The organism is Gordonia sp. OPL2, assembly GCF_003797825.1.
Classification (GTDB): Bacteria; Actinomycetota; Actinomycetes; order Mycobacteriales; family Mycobacteriaceae; genus Gordonia.
The window spans coordinates 1-16,071 of the sequence record NZ_RKME01000011.1; the positions used below are offsets into that span (position 1 = coordinate 1).

Consider the following 16,071-nt stretch of genomic DNA (forward strand, 5'->3'; position numbering starts at 1 on the left):
CCTTGAACCCGATCGGAAACGACCGCTTCCCGGTCCGAGTCCGACCCACCGGCACACTGATCTCCACCACTCACTCCGTTCCCCACACCCCCACCAGCTGTCTCACGAACAGGCTGGCAGGGAGCGTCACAACCAAGGTGGATTGACCTTTTCAGGGTGCCTGTGCGGCGTCGCGGCGACGACCGATGAGTTTTCCGACGGGGTGGTGTCTAACCCAGCACAACACCACACCACCACCCCGGAACAGAGGAGCTCGTCATGGTCACCGCAACCGCCACCCCGTCCACCGACCGCAGCGCCGCCGCCACCCGCAGCGTGCGGCACATCGTCGGAGTCGTCATCAGCATCGTCGTCGGCGCTTTCCTCGCCTTCGACGTCGTCGGCAAGCTGACCCAGCCCGAGGCCGTCATCGAGGGCACCGCGAAGCTGGGATTCCCCATCGAGCAGGCCTACGTCATGGGCACCGTGCTGCTGATCTGCCTTGTCGTGTACGCGATCCCGCGCACCGCGGTCCTCGGCGCGCTCGGCATCACTGCCTACCTCGGCGGTGCCGTCACCGCCAACATGCGGGTCGAGTCGCCATTGATCAGCACCACACTGTTCGCCGTGTACTTCGGCGTGCTGATGTGGATCGGCCTGGTGCTGCGTCGCCCGGAACTGCTCAAGGTCGTCGGCCTGCGCCGATGATCTCATCGGCCCCGACGTGCCGCTGACGGACATCCCGTCGGCGGCATCTCGGCGTCTGGTGGTCGTCGACCGCGGTGGTGGCTAGGGTGGCGGAGTAGGCGCTGGACACGAGTGGAGGAGTTCGACGATGCTGATCGATCTCACCGGGAAGACTGCTCTGGTCACCGGGTCGACGCAGGGGATCGGCGCGGCGATCGCCTCCGGGCTCGCCCGCGCCGGTGCGCGGGTGGCAATCAACGGACGGTCGGAAGAGTCGGTCGCCCAGGCGATCTCACGGATCTCGGCCGACGTCGACACCGCCGATCTGGTGGCCGCGCCGGCCGACGTCAGCACCGGCGAGGGCGTCGACGCATTGGTGGAGACTTTGCCGGCGGTGGACATCCTGGTGAACAACCTGGGGATCTTCGAGGCCGTGCCCGCCCTGGAGATCGACGACGACGAGTGGCGCCGGTTCTTCGAGGTGAACGTGCTCAGCGCGGTGCGGCTCATCCGCACCTATCTGCCCGGTATGACCGACCGGGGTGCCGGACGCGTGCTGAACATCGCGAGCGACTCGGCCGTGGTCATCCCGGAGGAGATGATCCACTACGGGACCTCCAAGACCGCACTGCTCGCGGTGTCGCGCGGCTTCGCCAAAGAGGCGGCGGGCACGGGCGTCACGGTGAACTCGGTCATTGCGGGACCGACCCACACCGGCGGTGTGGAAGAGTTCGTCTATCAGCTCGTCGACCGCGCACTCCCGTGGGATGAGGCGCAGCGTGAGTTCATGCGCAGACACCGTCCCCAATCGCTGATCCAGCGGCTGATCGAACCCGACGAGATCGCGAATCTCGTCGTCTATCTCAGCTCCGACTTCGCCTCGGCGACAACAGGTGGGGCGGTACGCGTCGACGGGGGATACGTCGACTCGATCCTGCCCTGACAGCCGTTCCGGCGGTCCCGTGGCGACATTCGGGTGGTTGATGTAGCCGGACAGGTCGTTACCGATCTGTCACGACACAGGTGCCCGGGCGTTGCGCACACGCCCTACTGTTACGCAAGTGACAAATGTGACCAGAGTGAATCGTCGACGGGCCGCTGCGATGGCGGTGATCGCATGCGCAGGCATCGGCGGTGTCGCGGTCGGCGCGATGCCGGTCGTCTCCGACCCGCAGGTGGCCACGGTGGCCACCACGGTCGATCCGGCCACCTTGTACAACTCGGCGCAGCAGAAGTTCGCGGCGGGAGACGTCACCGGCGGTCTCGAGGCGATCAAGCAGGCGCTCGCGATCATCCCGGTGGACCCCGACGCACTTGCGCTACAGGCGATCTGGTCGGATCAGGCCGACGATGCGGCGACCAGCCGCGCTGCCCTGAATCGACTCGGCGGGGTGAATCCGGCGTTGGCCACGGCCGCACGGAACATCATCGACGGAGTCGCCGCGGCCGCGCAGATCGTGCCCGACACATCCCCGAAAACCGTTGCCGGCCGCGCTGCGATCGTCGTCCTCGGTTACGGGCTCAACCGCGACGGCAAGATGGCGCCGGAACTCGTCAAACGTGTCACCGCCGGCAAGTCGCAGGCCGAGGCGACGACCACGCTGCCGATCGTCGTCACCGGTGGAGTGCCCAAGGCGGGCATCACCGAGGCCGCCGCGATGAAGAAGTGGTTGGTGTCGAACGGGGTCGACGCCGCGCGCATCACCGAGGAGGGCAAGTCGGGGTCGACGGTGGCCAACGCGCAGAACACCGCCGAGATCCTGCGGGCGCAGGGGATCAGCAACATCGTGCTGGTCACCTCACCGAACCACATCCGGCGTGGTGCAGCGGATTTCGCGGCGGTGGGACTGAAGACCGTGGCGACGGTGACCACCGACACCGAGCTCGCGAAGTATTCCAAACCGTTGATTCGAGATCAGCAGAAGGGAATTCGGCTCGAGGCCACCCGCACGGCGAAGATCCCGGCGACGCGACAGCTGGGTCTGCCGCTGCCGCAGGACCTCCCCGACACCGGGCCGGGGCTGATCGTCGAGTTCGGCAGCAAACTTCTCGAAACCCTGCTCGGCACTGGGTCGTCCGCGGCAAACTAGCGCAGGCTACGGTACCGGTGTGCGCACAACCAGTGCGCGAGAATCTCTTTACGGGGAGTTCATCTACTGCGGTGATCTGACCCACTCGCTGTCGAGGAGGTTGCGGTTTCTCACAGATTTCGAAGGTGCTGCGCAGCATCCGCTTAACACCGGATCGGTACTTTCGTACCCATGAATGTGTCGGAAATGCCCTCTTTACACGAAGTGCGTTCCAACCTCAGATACGACCTGCCGGCATCGCTGGTCGTGTTCCTGGTCGCATTGCCACTGTCGTTGGGGATCGCGATCGCGTCGGACGCCCCGGTCATGGCGGGTCTCATCGCGGCCGTCGTCGGCGGTATCGTCGCGGGACTCATCGGCGGGAGCCCGCTGCAGGTATCCGGCCCCGCGGCGGGACTGACGGTGGTGGTCGCCGAGTTGGTGGCGAACTTCGGCTGGAAGGTGACCTGCGCGATCACCGTCGCGGCCGGGGTGCTGCAGATCCTGTTCGGTATCAGCCGAATCGCCGGAGCCGCACTCGCGATTGCGCCGGTGGTCGTGCACGCGATGCTCGCCGGCATCGGTATCACCATCGCGCTGCAGCAGATCCACGTCCTGCTCGGCGGTGAATCGGGGAGTACCGCCTGGGAGAACGTATCCGGCCTGCCCGACCAATTGATGTCGCTCGATTGGGCCAGCGCGTTGATCGGCGGGCTCGTCATCGCGATCATGCTGTCGTGGACGAGGCTGCCTGCGTCGGCCCGAAAGGTACCGGGGCCGCTGGTGGCCATCGTCGCGGCCACCCTGATCTCGATCGTCTTCGGCATGAACGTCGAGCGGATCAGTCTGGACGGCAACTTCTTCGACGCCATCGCACTGCCCGAGTTGCCGACCGGCAACTGGGGAGCAGTCATCCTGGGTGTGCTGACGGTCGCGTTGATCGCCAGTGTCGAGTCGCTGCTGTCGGCGGTCGCCGTCGACAAGATGCACGACGGGCCGCGCAGCGACTTCAATCGCGAGCTGCTCGGTCAGGGCAGCGCCAACATCACCTCGGGGCTCCTCGGCGGACTGCCGGTCACCGGCGTGATCGTGCGCAGCACCACCAACGTCAACACCGGTGCGCGCACCCGTATGTCGGCGATCCTGCACGGGGTCTGGGTGCTGGTCTTCGCCGTCGTGCTGACCGGTCTCGTCGAGCAGATCCCGACCGCTGCTCTCGCCGGCCTTCTGGTGGTCATCGGCATCCAGCTGGTCAAGATGGCGCACATGAAGACGGCGCTGCGCACCGGAGATCTCTGGGTGTACGCGGTGACCGTGTTGTCCGTCGTTTTCCTCAACTTGCTCGAAGGCGTCGGTATCGGTCTGGCTCTGGCTGTCGCGCTGGTGGTCTGGCGGGTCGTCCGGGCGGAGTTCGTCTCCGAGCCGTTCGGCACCGAGGGCTCGCGCCAGTGGCTCGTCCGGGTGCGCGGCTCGCTGAGCTTCCTGTCGTTGCCCAAGCTGAACAAGGCGCTCGGTGCCGTACCGGCCGCAGCCCACGTGACACTCGAACTCGACACCGACTTCCTGGATCACGCTGCGTCGGAGATGATCGAGGACTGGGTGCGTGCCCACGAGGCGAACGGCGGCTCCGTCGTCATCCTCGAACGTGGCAAGGCGCGGATCGAGGACGCACCCAAGGCGCCGCCGCGTCGCCATTCGATGACCGCGATCGGCCTGACCCCTTGGCGCAGCCGACGTTCGGAGACCGAGGCCGTCCCCGACGACACGCCGGCGACCCTGCGGTCGATCATGGGCGGCGTGACCGAGTACCACCGTGACCACGCGGAGACATTGCGCGCCACGACGAGTGACGTCACCCATTCGCAGGATCCGGATTCGCTGTTCCTGACCTGTGCGGACTCGCGCCTGATGCCCAACATCATCACCTCGAGCGGGCCGGGGGACCTGTTCACCGTGCGCAACGTCGGCAACCTGGTGCCCTCGGACTCCGCCGACGACATGTCGGTCGAGGCGTCCCTCGAGTTCGCGATCGAGGAACTGGGCGTGAGTTCGGTTGTGGTGTGCGGACATTCGTCGTGTGGTGCGATGAAGGCGATACTCGCCGACGATGCGATCGAGAAGGGGGCGACCTCTGCGAGCCCCGTCCGACGCTGGCTGGCTCACGCCGTGCCGAGCCTCGCGGCCTATCAGCTCGGTCACCCGGCCGGCCGGGCGGCCGCAGAACTCGGCTTCGGCGACGTCGACCAGTTGGGCATCGTCAACGTCGCCAAACAGGTCGAGACATTGAGCCGGCATCCGTTGGTCGGTAAGGCGTCCGCCGAAGGGCGACTACGGATCGTCGGCCTGTTCTTCGACATCCCCACCGCACGGGTCTTCGAGGTGACGGGAACGGACGTGCGTCCGGCCGGCGTCGGCCGCGGCGTGCAGGCGGAGGTTTTGGTCGAGTAGGTCGCGGTTGGGTGATCTCGATACGCTGCCTCGCCTGGCGGCTCGGGAGCTACTCGATCAGCGGTGGGATGCTGCCTCGCCTGGCGGTGGGGTTCCGCTGGTCGAGTAGCGACGTGCGAGCGGAGCCGCCGGGTCGAGTAGCGACGTGCGAGCGGAGCCGCCGGGTCGAGTAGCGACGTGCGAGCGGAGCGAGTCCGACGTGTGTCGAGACCGAGTCCGACGCTGGTCGAGGCAACCCGCCTCAGAACATCACCGACCGGAAGTGGGAGATCAGTCGCCAGCCGTCGGGACCGTCGTCGAGCCCGTGCAGGACGTGGAAGGCGACGCCCGGCGGCTGACCGCGATTGATCACCTCGGTGCCCTCGAACGGGAGGTTGAGCGTCGACGCGACGCCGGGTGCGATGGCCAGCGGCCGGCCGGCGAACGACGTGACGGCGGGTGTGTGTGCGTGGCCGCAGACGAATCCGACGATGTTCGGATGCTCGGTGACGAGTGCGGCGAGCCGGTCCTCGCCGGTCTGACGAATGGTGTCCATGAACGGCATCTCGAGGACCACCGGCGGATGGTGGAACGCCATGATGACCGGTGTCTGCGGTCCCGCGGCACCGATCTGCGCCGACGCCCAGGCGAGTGTCTCGTCGGACAGCAGGCCGTCGTTGCGGTCGGGGATCGAGCTGTCGCACACGACGAGCAGCACCCCGTTGACGATCTCGGCGCTGTTGACGGGGGCGCTGCTCTGTTCGCCGAGCAGTCCCGCGGTGAACCGCTCACGGTGGTCGTGGTTGCCCGCGGTGATCAGCATGGGCAGCGGGCTGTAGAGGACGCCGTGCGCCTCCCGGTACTCCGACTCGCTGCCCTCGTCGGTGATGTCGCCCGTCACCAGCAGTGCATCGATGCCGTCCGCGCGGGCATGGATGTAGTCCAGCGTTGCCTCGATCCGGCGGCGGTTGTACCGCGTGCCGTTGAAATGCAGGTCGCTGATGTGGGCGACGACGAACACACACGCTCCTTGATCACTGACTCACCTGAGGCTAGCCAAGCAACGGGCGCTCGGCGCGATGAGCCCCGCGACATGCCGCCGTCTGTACCGCCGCGGAGACGTGTCGAGGAGTGTTGACACCTTCCCCTCGCGATGCGACCGTCAGCGGATGACACGACTGGTCCGTCGTCGAGACCCCGATCGATTCGTCGGACGCACTGCCATCGTCACCGGCGCCGGGTCCGGGATCGGTGCGGCGCTCACCACCGCGCTCGTCGGTGCCGGTGCCGACGTCGTCTGCACGGACCGCGACGGCGCGGCGGCCGAGCGGGTCGCATCCACTCTCGCCGACGGTCGCGGGACGGTTCGCGCGGCGACACTGGACGTGACCGACGGCGATGCGGTCCGTGCGCTTGTCGAGGACGTCGTCGACGACTCCGGTCGCATCGACCTGATGTTCAACAATGCGGGTATGGCGCTGGGCGGGAACACCGAGCTGCTGACGCCCGAGCAGTGGGATGCGATCGTCGACGTCAACATCCGCGGCGTCGTGCACGGCGTCACCGCCGCCTACCCGCACATGATCCGGCAGGGCTCGGGGCACATCGTGAACACGGCGTCGATGGCCGGACTCACCGCGGCAGGTCTGATGACCAGTTATGTGATGACCAAGCACGCCGTGGTCGGTCTGTCGCTGGCGTTGCGCTCGGAGGCCGCTGCGCACGGAGTGGGCGTCACTGCACTGTGCCCGGCGGCTGTCGAGACCCCACTGCTCGACGGGGAGGGGGTCGGCGGCTTCGACGGCCGGACCTTCTACCTGTCCGGGCAGGGTGTCCGCACCGCATACGGTGCCGATCGGCTCGCCACGGAAGCATTGGTCGCCGTCGAACGGGACAAGGCGCTGCTCGTGGTGCCCGCTCAGGCCCGTGCGGCGTGGCGGTTCTCCCGCGCGGCACCGACCGTGATGCAGCGGATGACGGCCAGATTCGTCGCCCAGCAACGTCGGCGTCAGAGTCTCTGACGTACGCCCGGGCCTCGATGCCACCCTCCCGACGACAGGAGTGACCGATGATCGAGAGCCTGCCGGAACCGTCGGTCCTCCTGCGCGGGCGGTCGATGGTGGAGTCGGCGCGCTGGCACGACGGGCGATGGTGGTTCGCCGACTGGGGCACCGGCGAGGTGATCGCGGTCGACACGAGTGGTGTCGAGGAGGTCGTGACCACGGGCCCGCCGCCGCCACGGATGGGATGGTCGATCGAGTGGTCACCGACCGGACAGTTGCTCACGACCGGTCCGGATGTTCGCGTCCATGCGCCGGGCTCGGCGCCGACGGTCTGGAGTGATCGGGGCGGCAACGAGATCGTCGTCGCGCCGCAGGGGCACGTCTACGTCAACGGCGCCGACTTCGATTTCGTCGGCGGCGGTCAGCCCGTACCCGGGTGGATCAGCCTCATCGAGCCCGATGGTCGTCATCGGCAGGTCGCCGGGGACATCGACTTCCCCAACGGCATGGTGATCACGCCGGACGGGGCGACCCTGGTGATCGCGGAATCCATGGGCGGACGCCTCACCGCCTTCGACATCGCCGACGACGGTTCGCTCACCGGGCGCCGGATCTGGGCCGAGGGGCTCGGTCCGGACGGGATCTGCATCGACGCCGACGGCGGAATCTGGGCCCAGACCGCGGACACCGCGGCGCACACCGGTGATCCCGCGGCGCCCGGGGGTGCGTGCGTCCGAGTCCTCGACGGAGGCGAGATCACTCATCGCGTCGAGACCGATCTGCCCTGCTTCTCGTGTGCCCTCGGCGGCGACGGAGGTCCGCAGATGCTGCTGTTGTGCAACGAGTTCGGAGGTGTCGACCAGATGGTCGAGGTGCAGGCGCGGCGATCCGCGCGCGTCCTCGTCGTCGATGCGCCCGTCGCCCGGGCATCGTGAGTCTGGTGGGGGCCTTTCGTGATCAGCCCGACACAGCCCGTCGTCAGTATCCGGCGCCGCGACACGTCGACGGGTCGATGGTTCCTTCTGAGCACAGCCGCGCAAACTCGCTGTCGGCCGGTCCGGAGCCGATCGATGCGACCGGCATGCTGAATCCGGCTGCGCCACAAAGGGCGTCGGCAGCCTGGCCACGCGAACACAGGTCGCGCAGCTGGGCCGGGTCGTCGGTCGAGGTCTTCGGATCGGGCGGGACGGCGAGGCCGGATTCGGTGCAGAACGTCGCGTCGGCGTCCCCGACGGAACACAGGTAGGCCAGCTGGGCGCGGACCGCACCCGGCCCGCCCGCCGGCTCAGGTGTCGTCGGACTGCCCTTCTGCGGCACCGCGCGCGGTCCCGGCGCCGGCCGTGCCGCCTCTGCCGGGTGGTGGGCATGCGATGTGGTCCCCACCGCGTCGCCCGCAGACGGGCTGCCGGCTTCGTTCTCGGTCCCGCACCCGGCCAGCATCAGTGTGGCGACGAGGAGGGATGCCGTCAGCAGCCCCGCGCCGAGGTGTCGGTTCACCGGTACCCGCTTCCGTTCGTCCACCGCTTCCGTCGCTAGCCAATGAATCAGATCACGCCGATCCGCGTCGGCAAACGCGGTGCTTTCGTCAGTGCAACGTCCGCCCGAACAACCCCCGCAGCTCCTCGAAATGCCGTTCGGTCGCCTCCGGATGGAACACCGCGGTGTCGGCCATCGTGTAGCCGTGGTGTGCGCCGGGGTACACGGTCGCCGAATGTGTGACCCCGCTGGAGGTGAGTGCGTGCTCGAAGGTGGCCACCGCCTCGGGTGGCAGCGAGTGGTCTTCGTCGGCGTGGATCGCAAGGACATCGGCGCGTATGTCGGGAAGCCGTAGGTGTGGGCTGTCGGGGCCGTCGGTCACGAGGCGGCCGGTGTGGAACATGCCGATGGCCCCGACGACATCGGGTCGCGTGGCCGCCGCCAGCAGGGCGAGCCGACCTCCCATGCAGTAGCCGGTGATCCCGACGTCGCCGTCGCGCACGTCGTCGAGGCCACGGAGTGCGTCCAGATAGGCGGAGAGGTCCGGGATCGCCAGGTCGTCGTTGAGTGCGTGGACGCGGGGCATGACCTCGGCGAAGAACGCGTCGCGCTGACCGGGTTCGGTCAGGTCGACGGTCGGTTCGAGGTCGGCGGCGGTGCCGTCCCGGTGGAAGACGTTGGGCGCCAGGACGGCATATCCCCACGAGGCGATCCGGTCGGCCATCTCCTTCGTCCGGGGACGCAGGCCGATGGCGTCGATGATGAACAGCACTCCGGGAAGCGGCCCGTCGGCGCCGTCAGGTCGGGTGAGGTAGGCGTCTGCGGTGCCATCCGGAGTGGTGACGTCGATCATCTGGTGGGTCAACGGGATTCCCTTCGGTGTCAGAGGTCGCCGGGCAGTTTGTCGCGGCGGATTCCGCGCCAACTCGGATGGCGCAGATGGCCGGTCGTGGTCCAGTCCATGAACCGGACCTCGCCGACGATCGTCGGCAGTACCCAGACCGCGCTGGACGCGACGGGACGGTCGAGCTTGTCGACGAACGGACATCGCTTGATACGCAATGGCTCCAGTTCCTCGGCGAGCGCACGGAGTTGGGCGTCGGAGAATCCCGTGCCGACCCGTCCGACGTAGCGTAGACCGGTGTCCTCGGGAAGTCCGAGGAGCAGGGAGCCGATCGTGTGGGACCTGTTGCCACGCCCGGGGCGGTAGCCGCCGATGACGACCTCGATGTCGCTCCAGTTCTTGTGTTTGAGCCACTGGGTGGTCCGTCGCCCCTGCTGATAGGTCGACGACCGACGCTTGGCCACGACTCCCTCGTATCCCTGTTCGCGACTGTGCTCGACCGCGGCGCGGCCGGGTCCGTCGAGCAGGGCAGGGACCTCCGCGTAGGGGGAGCGCGCGAACGCCGGTGCCAACTCCTCCAACAGTTCTCGGCGCTGGGACCACGGTCGGCGCAGCAGCGACGTCCCGTTCAGGTACAGGATGTCGAAGAGGTAGAGCTTCACGGTGAGGTCGTCGTCGGTGTTGTTGCGTGCCGCCAGCAGGGTGAAGTTGGTGCGTCCGCTGGCGTCGAGCGCCACCACCTCACCGTCGAGGACCACGTCGATCAGGCCGAGATCATCGGCGAGAGAGCGGAGTTCGGGGAAGTCGGCGGTCATGTCGATTCCCGACCGCGAGGTGAGCCGGAAGTTGCCGTCGATGTAGCGCAGCAGGATTCGGTAGCCGTCCCATTTCCCCTCGAACGCCCAGTCGCGGCCGTCGAGCTTCTCGATCGACTCGTCGGTCGCCAGCATGGGCCGTGGATCGCGCAGACTGTCCGGCATGATGGGCCGGGGCTCGTCACTCATCAAGTGCGCCAGCCAGTTCTTGTCGCCGGTCTTGATCAGTGCGTAGCGGCCCTGGACGCGTTCGCCGTGCAGGCGGACGATCACCTCATCCGGTCGCCACTTCTCGGTCTCGTACGTGCCCCGGTCCCAGATCTCGACGTGCCCACCGCCGTACTCGCCCGCGGGGATGTCGCCCTCGAAATCGGCGTAATCCATCGGGTGATCCTCGGTGTGGACGGCGAGCCGGTTCTGGCCCGGATCGTCGGGCAGATTCTTCGGTACCGCCCACGAGACGAGCACGCCGTCGCGTTCGAGCCGGAAGTCGTAGTGGAGCCGCCGTGCGTGGTGTTCCTGGATGACGAATATCGGGCCGGCCGGTTCCTCCGTCTCGCGCTGTTGCGCAAAGGCGTCGTCGCCGAACGGTTCCGGCGTCTTGTCGGCGTCCCGCTTGCGGCGGTACTCGCGCAGGCTGACGACGGCGCTGGCCTGAACCGGGTCGGGCGCGTCGTCGTCGGAGGCGGCGGTCCGGTCGTTTCGGTCGGTGTCGTCGTCGGAGTTCTCGGTGTCCTCGGAGTCGTCGTGGGGCGCGTCCAGTCCTCCGAGGAGGTCGCCGTCGGCGGCCACCCGCTCGAGTACCTCGTGGAACAGCAGTTGCCTGATGTCCGGGTCGGCCAACTCATCCCAGCTGCGCGGAGCAGCGACCCACGGCTCCTCGCGCCCACGCATCGAGTACGGCGCCAACGTCGTCTTGGATCCGCTGTTCTGACTCCAGTCGATGAACACCTTGCCCTCACGCAGCGACTTCGACATGGTCGCGGTGATCGAGTCCGGGTGCGACGCCGCGAGGCTCGTCGCGATCTGTTTGGCGACGGTCCGTGCCGAGTCCGGCGCGACCGGTCGTTCGAACCGGGCGTACAGATGCATGCCCTTGCCGCCGCTGCTGACCGGATACGCGGTCAGTCCGGCCGCCTCCAGCATGTCGCGGATCATCAGGGCCACCTCGGCGCACTGGGACAGCGGGACCCCGGGGCCCGGATCGAGATCGAGAACGAGACGATCGGCCTTCGGTGCGCTCTCGTCGGACGGCACCCGCCACTGGGGGGTGTGCAGCTCCAGCGCTGCCATCTGGCCGAACCACACGAGGTCGGCGCGCGACGTCGCGAGCGGGTAGGTGATGACCCGTTTGCTGTGTTGCTCACCGAAGCGGTCCAGCCAGTCGGGTGCCGACGGCGGAAGGTCCTTCTCGAAGAACGGCATCGAGTCGACACCGTTCGGCCAGCGCTTGCGCGTGACCGGACGGCCGGCGAGATGAGGGAGCATGACGTCGGCGATGCGGTTGTAGTAGTCGATGACCTCGTATTTTCGGGTGCCCGTCGCGGGATACAGCACCTTCTCGAGGTTGGTGATCGGGATGCGACGACCGTCGACGTCGAGACTGTCACCACCGGCCATGTCGACCATTGTCCACGTTGTGCCCCGAGGTTTGCCGGTTCCGGTGGCACAATGAACACCATGCGCTCGATCTGGAAGGGCGATCTGAGCTTTGGCCTGGTCAACGTGCCGGTCAAGGTCTATTCGGCCACGGAAAGCCACGACCGGAAGTCGTATCAGGTCGATTCCAAGGACGGTACGCGCATTCGCTATCGGCGCGTCCGCGAGGGAACCGACACCGAGGTCGACTACTCCGACATCGCCAACGCATACGAGACCGATGCCGGCGAGACGGTGATCCTCACCAAAGAGGACCTCGCGACGCTGCCGGTGCAGAAGAGTCCGGAGATCTCGATCCTCGAGTTCGTGCCGACCGAGCAGGTCGATCCGATCTACTTCGACAAGCCGTACTACCTGGAGCCGGCGTCGAAATCGCCGAAGGCATATGCCTTGCTGGCGCAGGCGCTGCAGAAGACCGATCGACTGGCCATCGCGAACTTCACGCTGCGCAACCGCACCAGGTTGGCGGCGTTGCGGGTCGTCGACGGCGTCATGACGCTGCAGACCCTGCTGTGGCCGGATGAGGTGCGCGCCGCCGACTTCGACTTCCTCGGCGACGAGCCGGAGATCCGTCCCCAGGAACTCGAGATGGCGGCATCGCTGATCGAGACGATGGCCAAGGACTTCGACCCGGCCGAGTTCGAGGACCGCTACCAGAACGAGCTCACGAAGCTGGTGGCCGCCAAGGCGGAGGGCACCGAGGCGTTCCCGGAGAGCGAGGACGAGCCCGAGGACGACGACTCCGAGGTCGCCGATCTGCTCGCCGCGCTCCGAGCCTCGGTGAAGGACAAGGACTCCGGCGGTTCCTCGTCGACGTCGTCGGACGACGACGGGAAGTCCACCGCGAAGAAGGCGCCGGCGAAGAAGACCGCGGCCAAGAAGGCTCCTGCCAAGAAGGCCGCGGCGAAGAAGACGGCGGCGAAGAAGACGGCCGCCAAGAAGGCCCCCGCGAAGAAGGCTGCGGCGAAGAAGTCGGCCTGAGGGTGGGCGGCGTGAACACGGATCTCATCCACCCCTGAACGGTCAATCCACCGTGGTTGTGACGGTACTTGTGAACCACGGTGGATTGACCAAGTAGGGGTATCTGTCGTGATACCCGGGGTCGAAAATCGCTGGCCGTGCGCACCGGGATTCCGGCAAGCTGGTCAGGTGAGCACATCGGTCGACGACGGGCAACAGACCCGCCTACCCACAGCGCTGAAGCCCTTCGCGCTGCGGCAGTACCGGCTGCTCGCACTCGGCCTCGTGCTCGCCATGTTCGCCGACGGCGTCTGGACCGTCGGCGTGGTGTGGCAGGTCATCGAGATGGGTGGCGGTCCCGGGCAGCTGTCGGCGGTGACCGGGGTGGCCGCGGTGGGGATGGTGATCTCGACCCTGGCCGGCGGCGTGCTCGCGGACCGGGTGTCGCAGCGGCTCATCATGATCGGTCTCGAACTGGTGAAGCTCGCCGCGTTCGCGATCGTGGGTGTCGCCGGGATGACGGGTGTATTGTCGTTGCCCGTGCTGATCGGGGCGTCGCTGCTCGGCGGCGTCACGATGGGCATGTACTACCCCGCATATTCGGCATTGCTGCCCAGTGTCGTCGAGGCCGCACAATTGCAGGCCGCCAACGGGATCGAGGGTTTTCTGCGCCCCGTGATCTTCCAGGCGATCGGCCCGATGGTGGCCGGTGGCGTCATCTCCATCGCGTCGCCGGGGCTCGCGATCGTCCTCGCGGGCGTCGCCAGCGCGTCGTCGGCGCTGTTCTATGTGGCGATGACCCCGGTCTCGGTACGCCGCGACCTGACTACGGTCTCGGGACATCCGGTGCGTGCTGTCGTCACCGACATCGCCGAGGGATTCGCCTACATGTGGCGAACGCCGTGGCTCTGGGCGACGCTGTTCTTCGCCTGCATTCTCGTGCTCGCGACGATGGGACCGATCGAGGTGCTGGTCCCGTTCGCGTTGCGCGAGCGAGTCGACGGCGGCGCCGGCGACCACGCCTTCGTGTTGGCGGCCTTCGGGATCGGCGCGGCATCGGCGTCGCTGGTGTTCGCGTCGGTTCCCATGCCCCGCCGGTACCTGTCGGTGATGTTCGGGATCTGGGGCTTCTCGAGTCTGCCGTTGGTCATCATGGGATTCGCCGACGCCACATGGATGTTCGTGGTCGCCGGATTCCTCATGGGCGTCCTGTTCGACGGACCGATGGTGCTGTGGGGCACGCTGTTACAGCGTCGGGTGCCACCGGAACTCCTGGGTCGGGTGGCCAGTCTCGACTTCTTCGTGTCGGTGGCGCTCATGCCGGTGTCGATGGCATTGGCCGCGCCGGTGAGTCACGCGATCGGGCTCACCGCGACATTTGTCCTCGCCGGGCTGCTGCCGGTCCCGGTGGCCGTGATCTTCTATGTCGCAGCCAAGCTGTGGCGTGACGAGATCGACCATCCGCTGGCGGTCCGGTTGTCCGAGAACGTCACCGCGACGGGCTGATCCGGCCCGGTGGCACGAGGTGGACGGCGGCGGCCGCGACGGTCAGATCGGTGAGGGCGTCGAGGATGGGTGAGCTGAGCTTCCAGTACTGCCAGAACAACGGGACGTCGACATGATGGTCGACGATCCGGATGACCCGGCCGGCGTCGAGCGCCGGGGCGATCTGGACCTCGGGGACGGCTCCCCAGCCGATGCCCAGTTCGACCGCACGGTAGAACTCGGTGGAGGACGGGACGTAGGTGATCGGAGGTGTCACCGGCTGTTCGGCGAGGGCCGTCAGCACGTTGCGCTGGATGTAGTCATTGCGATCGAACAGCACCATCGGAGCTCGTGAGAGTGCAGCTGCCGACGGACCGTCCGGAAGCCAGCGTGCGACGAAATCCGTTGTCGCGACGGGAAGATAGCGCATCGAGCCGAGCGGCGCGATGGTGCAGCCGCGGATGCCGAGCGGGTCGGAGGTGATGGCGCCCAGCACCTCTCCCGAGCGCAGGAAGCGGCTGTTCTGGCTCTCGTCGTCGCGGAGCACCTCGATCGCGACCGCATGCGCATGGTGCATCTCGGCGATCACCGGCAGGAACCAGGTGGCCAGCGAATCGGCATTGGCCGCGATCGGGAGGTGGATGCGGGACTCGTCGGCGTCGTGGGCGGAGGAACTTCCGAGCAGTTCTGTGCGTGCCTCCTCGATGAGCAGTTCCCACTGCTTGGCGAGCCGCACGAGGATCTCGCCGTCGGGCGTGGCGGTCGCGGGTTTGGTCCGCCGGACGACCACCCGGCCGACCGACGTCTCGAGCGCCTTGATGCGCTGACTCACCGCCGATGGCGTGATGTGCAGGACGGCGGCAGCGCCGTCGAACGTGCCCTCACGGAGGACCGCGGCGAGCGTCTGCAGGCCCTCCTGGCTGATGTCCATCCCGTCATCTTAAGTTCTGCTGATGATTCATGAAAAACATTCGCTGGTTTGTCGCATTGGCGTCTCCTACCGTCGATGCCGTGACCACCTATGTCCTCGCCGCGGTCGCCGGACTCCTCACCGGCGCCGGACTGATCATCGCGATCGGCCCCCAGAACGTGTTCGTGCTCCGCCAAGGAGTCGCGCGAGCGCATGTGGTGCCGGTCGTCGTGGTGTGTGCGGTGTCGGATGTGGTGCTGATCGTCGCGGGTGTTGCCGGCCTCGGCGCACTGGTCAGTGCGCATCCGGCGGTGGTGACGATCGCCAAGATCGCCGGCGGTGGCTACGTCATCGTGCTCGGTCTGATGGCGGCCCGACGGTGTCTGCGGAGCAGCGACGCGATCGTCACCGACGCGGGTGAGGTGGCCTCGGTCAGCCGGTGGGCCGCCATCGGCATGACGCTGGCGTTGACCTGGCTGAACCCGCACGTCTACCTCGACACCGTGCTGACCATGGGTGCGATCGCGAACAGCCATGGAAACGCCAAGTGGGCGTTCGCGATCGGCGCCTGTGTCGCGAGCCTGCTCTGGTTCGCCTCGCTGGGCGGCGGGGCGTCGAAACTCGCCCGCTACTTCGCCTCGCCGCGGGCCTGGCGGCTCCTCGATGCCGTCGTCGCGGTGGTCATGCTCGCCATGGGCGGCATGCTGATCGCGTCGGTGTGAGGCGGCCGCGCGTTCTTCCGGGACCTTTGCGTTCG

The 16,071-nt window shown here is 67.4% G+C and carries 14 protein-coding genes; 9 read left to right on the forward strand and 5 right to left on the reverse strand.

The genetic code is table 11. The features are described 5' to 3' along the window. Nucleotides 1-258: 258 nt before the first annotated feature. The 4 genes from EEB19_RS12685 to EEB19_RS12700 all read left to right on the forward strand — a co-directional run bounded on the left by EEB19_RS12685 (nucleotide 259) and on the right by EEB19_RS12700 (nucleotide 5,183). Complete coding sequence (locus EEB19_RS12685) at nucleotides 259-687, forward strand: DoxX family protein (protein ID WP_187586764.1); 429 nt, start codon at nucleotides 259-261, stop codon at nucleotides 685-687. 127 nt (nucleotides 688-814) lie between these two features. Continuing rightward, nucleotides 815-1,609: an SDR family NAD(P)-dependent oxidoreductase gene (locus EEB19_RS12690; protein WP_187586766.1), complete on the forward strand. Its 795-nt coding sequence runs from the start codon at nucleotides 815-817 to the stop codon at nucleotides 1,607-1,609. Between the two features lie 160 nt (nucleotides 1,610-1,769). Then, nucleotides 1,770-2,756 carry a YdcF family protein gene (locus EEB19_RS12695; RefSeq protein WP_187586965.1) on the forward strand — a complete coding sequence of 329 codons (987 nt, stop codon included), beginning with the start codon at nucleotides 1,770-1,772 and terminating at the stop codon, nucleotides 2,754-2,756. A 186-nt stretch (nucleotides 2,757-2,942) separates the two neighbouring features. Next, nucleotides 2,943-5,183 carry a bifunctional SulP family inorganic anion transporter/carbonic anhydrase gene (locus EEB19_RS12700; RefSeq protein ID WP_262365625.1) on the forward strand — a complete coding sequence of 747 codons (2,241 nt, stop codon included), beginning with the start codon at nucleotides 2,943-2,945 and terminating at the stop codon, nucleotides 5,181-5,183. Nucleotides 5,184-5,424: 241 nt separating this feature from the next. Here the strand turns inward: EEB19_RS12700 and EEB19_RS12705 are convergent, their stop codons facing one another. Beyond that, on the reverse strand, nucleotides 5,425-6,183 hold the full coding sequence (locus EEB19_RS12705; RefSeq protein WP_187586770.1) for a metallophosphoesterase: 759 nt from the start codon (nucleotides 6,181-6,183) through the stop codon (nucleotides 5,425-5,427). A 148-nt stretch (nucleotides 6,184-6,331) separates the two neighbouring features. Here EEB19_RS12705 and EEB19_RS12710 point away from each other — a divergent pair, with 148 nt between their 5' ends. After that, complete coding sequence (locus EEB19_RS12710; RefSeq protein WP_187586772.1) at nucleotides 6,332-7,183, forward strand: SDR family oxidoreductase; 852 nt, start codon at nucleotides 6,332-6,334, stop codon at nucleotides 7,181-7,183. Nucleotides 7,184-7,230: 47 nt separating this feature from the next. After that, nucleotides 7,231-8,100, forward strand: a complete 870-nt coding sequence (locus EEB19_RS12715; RefSeq protein WP_187586774.1) for an SMP-30/gluconolactonase/LRE family protein — start codon at nucleotides 7,231-7,233, stop codon at nucleotides 8,098-8,100. Between the two features lie 43 nt (nucleotides 8,101-8,143). Here the strand turns inward: EEB19_RS12715 and EEB19_RS12720 are convergent, their stop codons facing one another. The 3 genes from EEB19_RS12720 to EEB19_RS12730 form a co-directional block, all read right to left on the reverse strand. Then, entirely contained in the window at nucleotides 8,144-8,686 is a 543-nt protein-coding gene (locus tag EEB19_RS12720) for a hypothetical protein (RefSeq protein ID WP_187586776.1), read from the reverse strand. A gap of 64 nt (nucleotides 8,687-8,750) precedes the next feature. After that, complete coding sequence (locus EEB19_RS12725) at nucleotides 8,751-9,506, reverse strand: dienelactone hydrolase family protein (protein WP_262365626.1); 756 nt, start codon at nucleotides 9,504-9,506, stop codon at nucleotides 8,751-8,753. A 17-nt stretch (nucleotides 9,507-9,523) separates the two neighbouring features. Next, on the reverse strand, nucleotides 9,524-11,920 hold the full coding sequence (locus EEB19_RS12730; protein WP_187586778.1) for an ATP-dependent DNA ligase: 2,397 nt from the start codon (nucleotides 11,918-11,920) through the stop codon (nucleotides 9,524-9,526). A 60-nt stretch (nucleotides 11,921-11,980) separates the two neighbouring features. On the opposite strand from EEB19_RS12730, the gene EEB19_RS12735 reads away from it, so the two are divergent. Together EEB19_RS12735 and EEB19_RS12740 are read left to right on the forward strand one after the other, a co-directional pair. Further along, nucleotides 11,981-12,940, forward strand: coding sequence for a Ku protein (locus tag EEB19_RS12735; protein ID WP_187586780.1), 960 nt, complete (start codon nucleotides 11,981-11,983; stop codon nucleotides 12,938-12,940). A 168-nt stretch (nucleotides 12,941-13,108) separates the two neighbouring features. Beyond that, nucleotides 13,109-14,425, forward strand: coding sequence for an MFS transporter (locus EEB19_RS12740; protein ID WP_187586782.1), 1,317 nt, complete (start codon nucleotides 13,109-13,111; stop codon nucleotides 14,423-14,425). Here EEB19_RS12740 and EEB19_RS12745 read toward each other — a convergent pair. Next, nucleotides 14,409-15,335, reverse strand: a complete 927-nt coding sequence (locus EEB19_RS12745) for a LysR family transcriptional regulator ArgP (RefSeq protein WP_187586784.1) — start codon at nucleotides 15,333-15,335, stop codon at nucleotides 14,409-14,411. The two genes, EEB19_RS12740 and EEB19_RS12745, sit on opposite strands and share 17 nt — an antisense overlap. Before the next feature lie 80 nt (nucleotides 15,336-15,415). Between EEB19_RS12745 and EEB19_RS12750 the strand changes: the two genes are divergently transcribed. Continuing rightward, entirely contained in the window at nucleotides 15,416-16,036 is a 621-nt protein-coding gene (locus tag EEB19_RS12750) for a LysE/ArgO family amino acid transporter (RefSeq protein WP_187586786.1), read from the forward strand. Nucleotides 16,037-16,071: the final 35 nt, after the last annotated feature.

Coding starts and splice junctions, on each gene's coding strand:
- EEB19_RS12685 (WP_187586764.1), top strand. CDS start 259: ATGGTCACCGCAACCGCCACCCCGTCCACCGACCGCAGCGCCGCCGCC.
- EEB19_RS12690 (WP_187586766.1), top strand. CDS start 815: ATGCTGATCGATCTCACCGGGAAGACTGCTCTGGTCACCGGGTCGACG.
- EEB19_RS12695 (WP_187586965.1), top strand. CDS start 1,770: ATGGCGGTGATCGCATGCGCAGGCATCGGCGGTGTCGCGGTCGGCGCG.
- EEB19_RS12700 (WP_262365625.1), top strand. CDS start 2,943: ATGCCCTCTTTACACGAAGTGCGTTCCAACCTCAGATACGACCTGCCG.
- EEB19_RS12710 (WP_187586772.1), top strand. CDS start 6,332: ATGACACGACTGGTCCGTCGTCGAGACCCCGATCGATTCGTCGGACGC.
- EEB19_RS12715 (WP_187586774.1), top strand. CDS start 7,231: ATGATCGAGAGCCTGCCGGAACCGTCGGTCCTCCTGCGCGGGCGGTCG.
- EEB19_RS12730 (WP_187586778.1), bottom strand. CDS start 11,920: ATGGCCGGTGGTGACAGTCTCGACGTCGACGGTCGTCGCATCCCGATC.
- EEB19_RS12735 (WP_187586780.1), top strand. CDS start 11,981: ATGCGCTCGATCTGGAAGGGCGATCTGAGCTTTGGCCTGGTCAACGTG.
- EEB19_RS12745 (WP_187586784.1), bottom strand. CDS start 15,335: ATGGACATCAGCCAGGAGGGCCTGCAGACGCTCGCCGCGGTCCTCCGT.